The 11450-nt window shown below is 74.8% G+C and carries 10 protein-coding genes; 2 read left to right on the forward strand and 8 right to left on the reverse strand.

The window, feature by feature from the left end; all coding sequences use genetic code 11:
* Positions 1-19: 19 nt before the first annotated feature.
* From P9841_RS14110 to P9841_RS14140, 7 genes are all read right to left on the reverse strand, one after another.
* Positions 20-2395 carry a glycoside hydrolase family 3 N-terminal domain-containing protein gene (locus P9841_RS14110; RefSeq protein WP_283319279.1) on the reverse strand — a complete coding sequence of 792 codons (2376 nt, stop codon included), beginning with the start codon at positions 2393-2395 and terminating at the stop codon, positions 20-22.
* Positions 2396-2414: 19 nt separating this feature from the next.
* Positions 2415-3449: a hypothetical protein gene (locus P9841_RS14115; protein ID WP_283319280.1), complete on the reverse strand. Its 1035-nt coding sequence runs from the start codon at positions 3447-3449 to the stop codon at positions 2415-2417.
* Entirely contained in the window at positions 3446-4747 is a 1302-nt protein-coding gene (locus tag P9841_RS14120; RefSeq protein ID WP_283319281.1) for a family 4 glycosyl hydrolase, read from the reverse strand. The genes P9841_RS14115 and P9841_RS14120 overlap by 4 nt, the downstream gene beginning before the upstream one ends.
* Before the next feature lie 74 nt (positions 4748-4821).
* Complete coding sequence (locus P9841_RS14125) at positions 4822-5646, reverse strand: 6-phosphogluconolactonase (RefSeq protein ID WP_283319282.1); 825 nt, start codon at positions 5644-5646, stop codon at positions 4822-4824.
* Between the two features lie 65 nt (positions 5647-5711).
* Positions 5712-6521 (reverse strand): carbohydrate ABC transporter permease, encoded by an 810-nt coding sequence (locus P9841_RS14130; protein WP_283319283.1) that lies wholly within the window; start codon positions 6519-6521, stop codon positions 5712-5714.
* Between the two features lie 10 nt (positions 6522-6531).
* Positions 6532-7494 (reverse strand): carbohydrate ABC transporter permease, encoded by a 963-nt coding sequence (locus P9841_RS14135; RefSeq protein WP_283319284.1) that lies wholly within the window; start codon positions 7492-7494, stop codon positions 6532-6534.
* Entirely contained in the window at positions 7491-8849 is a 1359-nt protein-coding gene (locus P9841_RS14140; RefSeq protein ID WP_283319285.1) for an ABC transporter substrate-binding protein, read from the reverse strand. The genes P9841_RS14135 and P9841_RS14140 overlap by 4 nt, the downstream gene beginning before the upstream one ends.
* Before the next feature lie 170 nt (positions 8850-9019).
* Here P9841_RS14140 and P9841_RS14145 point away from each other — a divergent pair, with 170 nt between their 5' ends.
* On the forward strand, positions 9020-9742 hold the full coding sequence (locus P9841_RS14145; RefSeq protein ID WP_283319286.1) for a GntR family transcriptional regulator: 723 nt from the start codon (positions 9020-9022) through the stop codon (positions 9740-9742).
* A gap of 143 nt (positions 9743-9885) precedes the next feature.
* Positions 9886-10908 (forward strand): class II fructose-bisphosphate aldolase, encoded by a 1023-nt coding sequence (fbaA, locus tag P9841_RS14150; RefSeq protein ID WP_283319287.1) that lies wholly within the window; start codon positions 9886-9888, stop codon positions 10906-10908.
* Between the two features lie 104 nt (positions 10909-11012).
* Here fbaA and P9841_RS14155 read toward each other — a convergent pair whose 3' ends face one another.
* Positions 11013-11432 (reverse strand): STAS domain-containing protein, encoded by a 420-nt coding sequence (locus tag P9841_RS14155; RefSeq protein ID WP_502847724.1) that lies wholly within the window; start codon positions 11430-11432, stop codon positions 11013-11015.
* Positions 11433-11450: the final 18 nt, after the last annotated feature.

Here is an 11450-nt window from a genome sequence, read left to right on the forward strand (position 1 = left end):
GTCGCCCCCGCCCCGGCGGTCAGGCGGCGGGGCCGGCGTGCCCCGCCGTGAACCGGCTCGACGGAGGCCCGTCGAGCGCGGAGTCCGGGACCAGCGGCGGCAGGTCCGCGTCGTCGGGCAGGTCCAGCTCGGTGCGGACCCGGATGTCCCGGGACGACGCGCCGACCTCGACGACGAACCGGCCGCCCTCGCGCCGCCACGCCCCGGCGACCTGGTCGAACCACGCGAAGTCGCGGCTCTCCAGCTCCAGGCGCACGCGCTGCGACGCGCCGGGGTCGAGGGTGACCTTGGCGAACCCGCGCAGCTCCCGCGGCGGCCGGTGCACGGCGGCCTCCGGGTCCCCGACGTAGAGCTGCACCACCTCGTGCCCCGCGCGCCGGCCGGTGTTGGTCACGGTGACCGAGACGGCGACCCGGCCCGCCGCGGCGTCGAGCACCTCGACGTCGAGGTCGTGGTACGCGAACGTCGTGTACGACAGGCCGTGGCCGAACGGGTAGCGGACGTCCCGCCCCAGCGCGTCGTACCAGCGGTAGCCGACGAAGACGCCCTCGCCGTAGACGACGCGCCCGCGCTCGCCGGGGAACGTGACGAACCCCGGGGTGTCGGCCAGCGCCAGCGGGAACGTCTCCGCGGTGCGGCCGCCCGGGTCCGCGCGCCCGAGCAGCACGTCGACGAGCGCGCCCGCGCCCGCCTGCCCGGCGAGCCAGGTGTCCAGCACGGCCGCGACCCGGTCGTCCCACGGGTCGGTGGTCACCGCGGAGCCTGCAGACAGCACGACGACCACGGGCGCCCCGAGGTCGGCGAGCCGCTCCAGCAGCAGCACCTGCTCCGGCGGGAGGGCCAGGGTGCGGCGGTCGGCGGCCTCCACCTCGTGGGACAGCGGCAGGCCGACGAACGCGAGCACCACGTCGGCGCCGCGGGCGGTCGCCACGGCCTCGTCCACGAGGCGCTCGGCGTCGGCGTCGACGCCCGCGGACGTCGACGGGTCCGCGGGGTCGGTCCCGGTGGCCGCCGCGCGGGCGGCAGCCGACCCGCCCGCCTCCGCCGCGCCGCCGGCCTCCGCCGCGCCGCCGGCCGTCCCGGCGGCGACCCCGTCGCGGGCGGCCCGTTCCCGCGCCGCCCGCTCCGCCCGCGGCCGCTCCGCGTCCGGCCCGCCGACCCCCTGGAACTCGCCCGGCACGTCCTGGTACGCGTTCAGCGGCGCGTGCCGGTAGCCGTCCGCGTAGCGCAGGCGGTCCCCGTACGCGGTGCGCAGCAGGTCGAGCGGGGCGTCCACGCGCGTCGGGTCCACGCCGGCGGAGCCGCCGCCCTGCAGCCGCGGGGAGCGCGCGTACGCGCCGACGACGGCGACGGTGCCGCGCGCCGGGTCCAGCGGCAGCACGCCGTCGTTGCGCAGCAGGGTGAGCGCGCCGGCTGCGGCCTCCCGGGCGAGGGCGTGGTGCCGGTCCACCAGCGCGGCGTCCAGCCGTCCGCCCGGCGGCACGTCGTCGGGCGGCCCGCCGTCCGCCCAGGCGGGGCGTGCCGCGGGCCGGGCGCGCCGGGCGAGCGCCGCCACCCGGCCGGCGGCGGTGTCGACCGCCTCCTGGTCGAGCGCGCCGGACGCCACGGCCTCCAGGAGCCGGCGCACGGTCGCCGCGCGGTCCGCGCCCGGCATCTGCAGGTCCAGCCCGGCGCGCACCACGGCGACGGGGTCGCGCACGGCGTCCCAGTCCGACACGACGACGCCGTCGAAGCCCCACTCGTCGCGCAGCACGGTGGTGAGCAGCCGGCGGTGCTCGGTCAGCGGCACCCCGCCGAGCCGGTTGTACGCGGCCATGACCGTCCACGGCGCCGCCTGCGTGACGACGCGCTCGAACGCCGGCAGGTAGATCTCCCGCAGCGTCCGCTCGTCCACCTCCACCGAGATCCGGGTGCGGGCGGTCTCCTGGTTGTTCGCCGCGAAGTGCTTCACGCACGCGCCGACGCCCTCGGACTGCACCCCGCGCACGTACGCGACGCCGAGCTCGCCGGCCAGCCGCGGGTCCTCCGAGAAGTACTCGAAGTTCCGCCCGCACAGCGGGGTGCGCTTGATGTTCACGCCCGGGCCGAGCAGCACGCCGACGCCGAGCGCCGCGGCCTCGCGCCCGAGCGCCGCCCCGACCCGCTGCACCAGGTCGGTGTCCCAGGTGGCGGCCAGGGCCGAGCCGGTGGGGAAGCAGGTGGCGGGCTCCCACACCATGGGGCGGCCGGTCTCGCGCCGCACCCCGTGCGGGCCGTCGCCGAGCTCGACCGACGGCACGCCGGCCTCCGGCACGGCGCGGGTCCAGAAGTCCCCGTCGCCGACGAGCAGCCCGGCGCGCTGCGCGGGGGTCGGCGGGGCGGACCCCTCGGGCGCCCCCGTGGCGTCGGTGGTCATGCGGTCTCCTCCCGGAGGGTCAGGTGTGCAGGAACTCGGGCGGGTGCGCGACCCGGCCGAGCAGCGCGGGGCCCGCGGCGACGCCGCCCTCCGCCAGCGCGTCGAGCACCACGCCCGTGAGCGGGGGAGCGGTGGCGACGGCCACCGTCGCCGCCGGTGCCGCCTCGGCGAGCCCGGCGAGCAGCGCGTCCCGCATCGCGGGGTGCTCGGAGGTGACGACGGACCCGTTGAGCAGCACCGGCAGCTCCCCGGAGGCGAGGTCCACCCCGACGCGCCGCGCGGTCCACTGCGCGTAGCCGACGAACGCCCGCGCCTGCTGCTCGACGATGCCCGCGGCCACCGGGTCGCCGTCGGACGCGGCCGCGAGCACGACGCGCGCCGCCCGCCACCGCTCGGTCTCGGGCAGCGCGCCGAACCGCCGGGTGAAGCGGTGCCGCAGGTCGTGCCCGTCCGCCGCCCCGTACAGCTCGAGCAGCGCCGGGGTGAGGGCCGTCGGCGGTCCGAGCCCCATCCACGCGAGGTGGACGGCCGTCAGCCCGCTGTTGCCCAGCCCGGCGCCGCCGAGGTCGTGGAACACGAACATGCCCGAGCACTCCTCGGTGCCGTCGGGCGCACGGGCGGCCAGGGCCGGGCCGGTCCCCACGGTGATGCTGAGCCCGACGCCGGTGCCGTCGACCAGCCGGAGCGAGGCGAACCCGTCGTTCTTGATCGACCGCGGGCCGAGGCCCGGCAGCCCGGCGGTGAGCCGCTCGTCCCACAGCGCCGCGTCCTCCGGCCAGTCCACGCCGGCGAGCCGGAACGCCGAGGCGCGCAGGTCCGCCGGCGCGACGCCCGCCTCCGCGAGCGCGGCCCGCACGGCGCCTAGCACGGCGTCGACCGCCTCCGGCACCGTCGGCGCCCCGTAGATGTCGCCGCGCCCGCCCCGGCCGCGGCCGAGGACGCGCCCGCCGGCGTCCACGACCACGGCCAGCGTCTTGGAGTTGCCGCCGTCCACCGCGAGGAACGCGGGCCCCGCGGGCCCCGCGGCGGCACCGGCGGGGACGGCGCCGGTCACCGCAGCAGCCGCTCCGGCAGGTACGCCCGGTGCGCCCACGCCATCTCGTCGTACAGCTCCTCCGCGACCGCGAGCGTCGGCACCAGCGGGTTGGCCGTCAGCGCCCGCACGCCGTCGGCGCGGGTGCCGTGCCACGCGGCCTCCGCCGCCAGGTACTGGTACTCCGCGAGCTGCTGCACCAGGCCGCGCACGGCGTGGGGGAGCGGGCGCTGCTTCTCGGGGTGGACCCCCGCCGCGTCGACCGTGCACCACATCTCGACCACCACGTCGTCGTCGAAGCCCGGCAGCGCCCCGCCGGTGTTCGGCAGGTTCACCGGCAGCCGCGCGCCCGTGTCGTTGTAGAAGGCGCTCATGACGTCGATGGCCAGCTCCAGCTCGTGGATGCCGCCGCGCGAGCGCGACGGGTCGAGGTCCGGCACCTCGGCCTGCGCCTGCTCGGCGTAGTGCTCCCAGTACCCGGGCAGCGCCGCGAGCAGGTCCTCGGCGCGGGTGGTGCGGGCGCCCTGCAGCTCCCGCAGCACCTCCTCCTTGTAGTAGTAGTACTGGAAGTAGTCGGCCGGCAGGGACCGCATCGCGACCGCCAGGCGCAGCATCCGCTTCTCGAACGTCCCGAGCGCCGGGTCGTCCCGGCGCTCCGCCCACGCGGCGTCGAGCAGGGGCATCACGTCCTGGCCGTCGTACAGGTGCTCGGTCGACCAGCAGTTGTGGTTCACGCCGGCCATCGTGACCTCGGCGCGGGCGGGGTCGAGGCCCGCGGCCCGCAGCACGGTGCCGGGGAACGTGATCGGACCCTCGCACATGGACCAGATCGGCACGTCGGTGAACCGCGACACGGCCTGCGACACGATGTTGACCGGGTTGGTGTAGTTGAACAGCACCGCCCGCGGCGCGACCGCGCGGATGTCCTCGACGATCCCCTGGAACTCGGTGATCGAGCGCAGCGCCATGAAGAACCCGCCCGGCCCCTGCGTCTCCTGGCCGATCACGCCGTGCTTGAGGGGGATCCGCTCGTCGAGCGCCCGCGCGGCGAAGTCGCCGGGGCGGAAGCTCGACAGCACGGCGTCGGCGTCGGTGAGCGCGGCGCGGCGGTCCGTGGTGGAGGAGATCGTGATGTCCAGGTCCTGCGCCTCGGCGATGCGGCGGGCGATGCGCTCGACGACGGCCAGCCGGTCCGCGTCGAGGTCCTGCAGCACCACGTGGGAGCCGGCGAACTCCTTGCCGTGCCAGAGGAACGAGGCCATGGTCCCCGCGGCGCGCGAGGACCCTCCGCCGATGTACACGAGCTTGATCGCAGCCATGTCCGTCCTTGTCGGGAGGGGTGCCCGGCCGGGCGGCCGGACGGGGGTCGGGAGGGGGTGGGGGTCGCGCGGCGTCAGACCGCGCCGGGCAGCGCGGCCTCCGCGGGGAGCGAGGCGGCCGCGGCGTCCGCGACCATCGACGCCCGCGGGCACTCGGTCAGCACGGTCGCGGGCCACTGCGGGTCGTAGGCGTCGGCGGCGACCAGGCGGCGGAACGTGTCCTGCTTGTGCTCGCCCGTCACGATCATCACCACCTCGCGGGACAGGTCGGCGATGGTCCCGACGCCCACGGTGATGCCGAGGCGGGGGACCAGGTCGAGGGACACGAGCTCGGGGAACGTCCCCATGTTGTCCTGCCGGGTCGCCTCGCCGAGCCGCGCGACGTGCGTGCGGGCGTGGCGGGGGGTCCCGGGCTGGTTCAGCGCGATGTGGCCGTCGCTCGCCCCGGACGCCAGCAGGAACAGGTCGATCCCGCCGGCCTCCGCGATGCGCGTGTCGTAGGCGTCGGGGTCCGCCGGGTCGGGGATCCACAGCTCGCGCGGCCCGGGCGTGCCGGCGGCGCGGGCCGCCGCGACGAGTGGCTCGTGGATCTCCCGGCGCGCGTACCCGAGGCAGCTGTAGGACAGCGCGGGGTCGACGCGCTCCAGACGGCCGTCGGCCGTCTCGACCACGTAGTCGTCCATCATGACGACGACCAGCCGCGACAGGTCGACGTCGCCGCGCTCGCGGACGAGCTCGGGCAGGGTGCGGTAGGCCGGCTCCGCGGAGCGCCCGCTCGGGCAGCCCAGCAGGAACGGGCGGTCGTCGTCGGGCGCCGCGGCGAGGCGGTCCAGGACGAGCTCGGCGACGTGCCGCCCGACGGCGGCGGCGTCCGGCAGGACGAGGGGGGTGGTCGACACTTCGGCTCCGTGGGGTCGTGCGGATGGGGGTGCGGCTGGGTGGCGGGCGGACCCGGGCGGCGCGCTCACTCCTTGAGCGCGCCGGCGAGCATCCCGGCGATGAACTTGCGCTGGAAGAAGACGTAGAGCACGAGCACCGGGGCGGCGACCAGCAGGCCGCCGGCGGCCATGAGGTTGATCTCGGTGACGTGCTTGCCCTGGAACACGCCCAGCGCGACCGTCGCGGTCTGGTTGTCGCCGTGCAGGAACACCAGCGACAGGAAGTAGTCGTTCCACGTCCACATGAAGCTCAGCAGCACCAGCGTGTAGACGGCCGGCCGGATGAGCGGCAGGGCCACGCGCGACAGCATCCGCAGCGGGCCGGCGCCGTCGAGCTCGGCCGACTCGAACAGCGACCGCGGCAGCGCCCGGAACGCGGCGCGCATCCAGAACACGCCGAACGGCACGCCGGTGCCCAGGTGGATGAGGATGATGCCGGGGACCGAGTTCGTCAGGCCGAGGGGCCGGAACTGGTAGTACAGCGGCACGATGATCGCCTCGAGCGAGATCATCATGCCGAGCAGCACGACGGGGAACAGGGCCTTCTCGCCGACGACGCCGAGCACCCCGAACCCGTAGCCGCCGAGCAGCGCGAGCAGCACGCCGACCACGACGACGACCACGGTGATGGTCAGCGACACGGTCATGGAGCGCGAGAAGTCCGCGCTGCGCCAGGCGGTCGCGAAGTTCTCCCAGCGCAGGTCGCCGAGGGCGGGGCGGCCGGCCCGGTCGGGGCTGACGGCCGCGAGGACGAAGTAGCCGACGGGCACCAGCACGGCCGCGGCGAGCGCGACCAGGACGGTGTAGTTGACCACGCGTTCGGTGCGGGAGATCACGGCGGGCACCTCAGTCCTTCTCCGACAGCCGGGTGATGGTCAGCGCGATGAGCAGGCACAGCAGCGCCATGACGACGCCGATCGCGGCGGCCTGCCCGACCTGGGGGTTCTGGAACGCGGCCCGGTACAGCGCGACCGCGGGCGTCAGCGTCGACGTCCCGGGACCGCCGCGGGTGGTGATCCAGACCAGGTCGAACGTGCGCAGGGCGCCGGTGATGGTGAGCGTCAGCGCGACCGCGAGCTGGCCGCGCAGCCCGGGCAGCGTGACGGCGAAGAACTCCCGGACCGGCCCGGCGCCGTCCATGCGGGCGGCCTCGTACAGCTCGGGCGGGATGGAGGACGCGCCGGAGATGAACAGCACCATGCAGAACCCGAAGCCGGCCCAGGTGCCGATGAGGCCGAGCGCGGGCAGCGCCCACGTGAAGTCCCCGAGCCAGCTGCGGGCCAGCGACCCGAGCCCGACCGCCCGCAGCGCCTCGTTCAGCGGCCCCTCGGGGGCGTAGATCCGCTTGAACACCAGGGCGATGACGATGCTGGTCATCACCTGCGGCAGGAAGTAGATCCACCGGAACGCCGCCATGCCGGGCAGCCGGGTCCGCGTGAGCAGCGCGGCGGACAGCAGCCCGAGCGCGATGGGCAGCACCGAGAAGAACGCGACGAGCACGAGCACGTGCCCGAACGTCGAGCGCAGCTCCGGGTCGGTGAGGAACCGGGTGTAGTTGTCGAACCCGACCCAGACCGCCTGCGTCACGCCGTCCCAGCGGAAGAACGAGTACTGGACGGACTGCAGCAGCGGCACCAGCACCACGTACCCGTAGAGCAGCAGCCCGGGTGCGGCGAACCCGAGCCCGATCCAGCGGCTCCGCCGGCGGCGGGCGGAGGGCCGGCGCGGGGCCCCCGCCCGGCCGGCGCGTGCCGGCCGGGACGGGGTGCCGGGCAGGCCCGCGGGCGGGCGCGTCCCGGTGGCGGTCACGAGTCCTGCCCGAGCTCCTCGAGGAAGGCCGTCCGGTCCGCCTCGACCGCGTCGGTGAGCTGCTGAGGCGTCACCTTGCCCGCGTAGAGCAGCTGCATGTTCTGCGTGATGGTGTCGAGCAGCGTCGGGCTGGCCCAGTCGATGTAGGGCACGTAGCCGTCGTCGGCGTCGAGCGTCTGGGTGGCCGTGGCCTCGCCCTGCAGGCTCAGCGCGTCGTCGGGCAGCGTCACGTCGGTGTTGAGCATCGGCACCAGGCCCATGTCGACGGCCGTCTGGCTGCCCTCGGCAGACATCAGGTGGTCGAGGAACGCGGCGGCGACGTCCGGGTGCTCGCAGGAGCTGGAGATCACCATCGCGCCGGGAGCGGCGCCGACGCCGACCGTCTCCCCGGAGTCCTGCGCGAGCTGGACGTACCCGAACTGGTTCAGCTGGTCTCCGGACAGCCCGAGCGAGCCGGTGTACTCGAACCGGAAGACGCCCTGCCCGTCGAGGAAGTTCGCGACGGCCGTCTGGTAGTCGATGCCCTCGTACGACGGCGTGAACCAGCCGGAGTCGGCCCAGGACTTGATCGTGGTCGCCGCCTCGGTCAGCGAGGTGTCCGCGGCGGTGACGCCGGGGTCGTCGTAGATGAAGTCGTTCAGGGCGTCCTTGTCGGCCAGCATCGCCTGCACGCCGAGCAGCACCGCGGTGCCGCCGTCCACGCTGCCGTAGGCGAACGGGATCTCGCCGGCGTCCGCGGCGGCAGCGGCGGCCGCCTCCAGGTCGTCGAGCGTCTGCGGCGGCTCGAGCCCGAGCGCGTCGAGCTTCTCGACGTTGTAGTACAGGCCGATGAGCGACCCGCGGGCCAGCGGCGTGGCGAACCAGGACCCGCTGCCGATGGTCGTGAAGTCGGTCGTGAACTGGTTCTGCCGGGCGATGGTCGTCGGCACCTCGTCGTCCCAGCCGTACAGCTCGGCGTAGTCGTCGAGGTTGCGCACGAGGTTGCCGCGCGCCAGCGTCCCGAGGGACTGCCAGCCGTTGTTCGCCGACGCGATGTCGGGCCCGTCCGGGTCCTGGAGCTGCAGGTTCAGGGTCGAGGTCAGCTGGCCCCAGTCCTCGGTGGTGCGGTCGATCGTCACGTTCGGGTACTCGGCCTCGAACTGCTCGATCATCGCGTCGATCCACTCGCCCTCGGCCGAGCCCCAGAAGTCGCTGAGCCGCAGGGTCACGTCGCCGGCGGCGGCGACGTCGTCCGAGACGGCGGCGGTGGAGGAGTCGTCGGTCGTGCTGCTGCCGCCGGGGGTGCAGCCCGCGACGGCGAGCAGGCTCAGGACAGCGGTCGTGCCGAGGACCAACCGGGCACGGTGCTCCTTCATGTGTCACTCCGATGTGCGCTGCGGGGGCCGTGGACCGGGGTGGGTTCCCGGGTGGCGTCGTCGCCGGAGGCCCGTGCCGACGACGCTAGCAGCGGGCGGACCAGTTGGTCCAGCAATAGACCAAAAGTCGGTACTGGTATGAAAGTCGGTGCGACTGGTAGCGTGCCCGCATGATCACCCAGGGGGCCGTCCAGGCGGTGCACGAGCGGCTCACGGAGGACCTGCGCCTGGGGCGCTACGCCCCGGGCTCGCGGCTCCCCGGCGAGCGCGAGCTGTCCACCCGGCTCGGCGTCAGCCGGACCACGCTGCGCCAGGCGCTCGCGGCGCTCGAGGAGGACGGCGCCGTCGAGCGGTCCGCGCAGCGCGGCTGGTTCGTGCCGCGCCAGGTCATCGGGGAGCCGCCCAGCACGCTGCAGTCGTTCACCGAGATGGCGCGCTCCCGCGGGCTGCGGCCGAGCTCGCGCGTGCTGCGCCAGGAGGTGCGCCCCGCCACGTTCGAGGAGGCCGACCGGCTCGCCGTCGCGCCCGCCTCCCCGGTGCTGCAGCTCGACCGGCTGCGCGGCATGGACGGCGTCCCCGTCTGCTACGACGTCGTCGTCGTCCCGCGCGACCGCGCGGCCGCCCTGGTCGACGCCGACCTGACCGACCGCTCGCTCTACGAGGAGCTGCGCACCCGGTGCGGGATCGCCATCCACCGGTCCGCGTACTCCGTGCAGGCGGACGCCGCCGACGACCGCCTCGCCGCGCTCCTCGGCACGACCGTCGGGGCACCCGTGCTCGTCGGGCGCGAGGTCGCGTACACCGCCGACGGCGCGCCCGTGCTCGTCGGCGTCAACCACTACCGCGGGGACGCCTACCGGTTCGAGGCCGACCTCTACCGCCCCGGCCCCTGACGCACCGGCCCCTGACGCGCCCGCCCCCGACCCGGCCGGGGGTGGGGCGGGCGTCCCGTGGGCAGGACGTCCCGGACGGGTCAGTCCGGGGACGTGCCAGACTTGGTGCGATAGCGAACCCCACTTTCTTTGGAGCTGCTGCGATGGCCATCGCCACCCCCGAGGTGTACGCCGAGATGATCGACCGGGCGAAGGCGGGCAAGTTCGCCTACCCGGCCGTCAACGTCACCTCCTCCCAGACCGTCACCGCCGCGCTGCAGGGCTTCGCCGAGGCGGAGTCGGACGGCATCCTCCAGGTGTCGGTCGGCGGCGCCGAGTACGCGTCGGGCTCCACGGTGAAGGACCGCGTCTCCGGCACCCGCGCGCTCGCCGCGTACGCCACCGAGGTCGCCAAGGGCTACGGCATCACGGTCGCCCTGCACACCGACCACTGCGTCAAGAAGAACCTGGACTCCTGGGTCCGCCCGCTCCTGGCCCTCGAGGCCGAGGAGGTCAAGGCCGGCAAGAACCCGACCTTCCAGTCGCACATGTTCGACGGCTCCGACATCCCGCTGGACGAGAACCTCGTCATCGCGGCCGAGCTGCTCGAGCTGTCGCAGGCCGCGCGCACCATCCTCGAGATCGAGGTCGGCGTCGTGGGCGGCGAGGAGGACGGCCACGAGGCCGAGATCAACGAGAAGCTCTACACGACGGCCGAGGACGGCCTGGCGACGGTCCGCGCGCTCGGCGCCGGCGAGAAGGGCCGCTACCTGACGGCGCTGACCTTCGGCAACGTGCACGGCGTGTACAAGCCGGGTGCCGTCAAGCTGCGCCCGTCGATCCTCGCGGACATCCAGAAGGCCGTCGGCGCGGAGATCGGCAAGGAGAACCCGTTCGACCTCGTGTTCCACGGCGGCTCGGGCTCCACGGCCGCGGAGATCGCCGAGGCGGTCGACAACGGCGTCATCAAGATGAACATCGACACCGACACCCAGTACGCGTTCACGCGCCCCGTGGTCGGCCACATGTTCACCAACTACGACGGCGTCCTGAAGGTCGACGGCGAGGTGGGCAACAAGAAGGCCTACGACCCGCGCGCCTGGGGCAAGCTGGCCGAGGCCGGCATGGCCGCCCGCATCGTCGAGGCCGCGCAGCAGCTGCGCTCGGCGGGCCAGCGCATGCGCTGAGGCCGACACCTCCCGCGCCCCGGCGCGACGACGAGGGCCCGGTCACCGTGACGGTGACCGGGCCCTCGTGCGTCGTGGGGCGCGCCGTGCGGGAGTCGCGGCGGTCAGCCCGCCGGGGGAGCGTCGTCGACGACGTCCAGCAGCTCGCCGATGCGCGTCACCTCGAGCAGGAACTCCACCGTCGGCGGCACGTGCAGCAGCCGGACACGGTGCGGCGTGCGCATCGCGAGCCGCGCCAGGAACGCGACGCCCGAGGAGTCCATGAACGTCACGTGGTGCGCGTCGACCTCGATCGGCAGGCCGGCCTGCTCCGCGTCCGTGCCCGCCTGCGCCAGGTCGGCCCCGAGGTCGGCGTCGACCTCGCCGGACAGCACGATCGTGGTCCTGTCGGGCGACAGGATGACGTGCACGGACCCCGGCTCCCCGGCGGCGTCCCGGGCGGCGGGTACCGTCGGTGCCGCGGCGTCCTGCGAGCTCCCGTCCCCGGCGAGCCCGCCCGGCGGTGTGCTGTTACCGTCGCGCACGATGCTCCCTTCCTTCCG

Origin of the sequence: Cellulomonas sp. ES6 (assembly GCF_030053835.1) — a bacterium.
In the GTDB taxonomy this organism is placed as follows: domain Bacteria; phylum Actinomycetota; class Actinomycetes; order Actinomycetales; family Cellulomonadaceae; genus Cellulomonas.

What these genes read in the sequence shown, in the direction of transcription:
- P9841_RS14140 (WP_283319285.1), bottom strand. Translation starts at nt 8,849, where the DNA reads ATGAAGGAGCACCGTGCCCGGTTGGTCCTCGGCACGACCGCTGTCCTG.
- P9841_RS14120 (WP_283319281.1), bottom strand. Translation starts at nt 4,747, where the DNA reads ATGGCTGCGATCAAGCTCGTGTACATCGGCGGAGGGTCCTCGCGCGCC.
- P9841_RS14110 (WP_283319279.1), bottom strand. Translation starts at nt 2,395, where the DNA reads ATGACCACCGACGCCACGGGGGCGCCCGAGGGGTCCGCCCCGCCGACC.
- P9841_RS14145 (WP_283319286.1), top strand. Translation starts at nt 9,020, where the DNA reads ATGATCACCCAGGGGGCCGTCCAGGCGGTGCACGAGCGGCTCACGGAG.
- fbaA (WP_283319287.1), top strand. Translation starts at nt 9,886, where the DNA reads ATGGCCATCGCCACCCCCGAGGTGTACGCCGAGATGATCGACCGGGCG.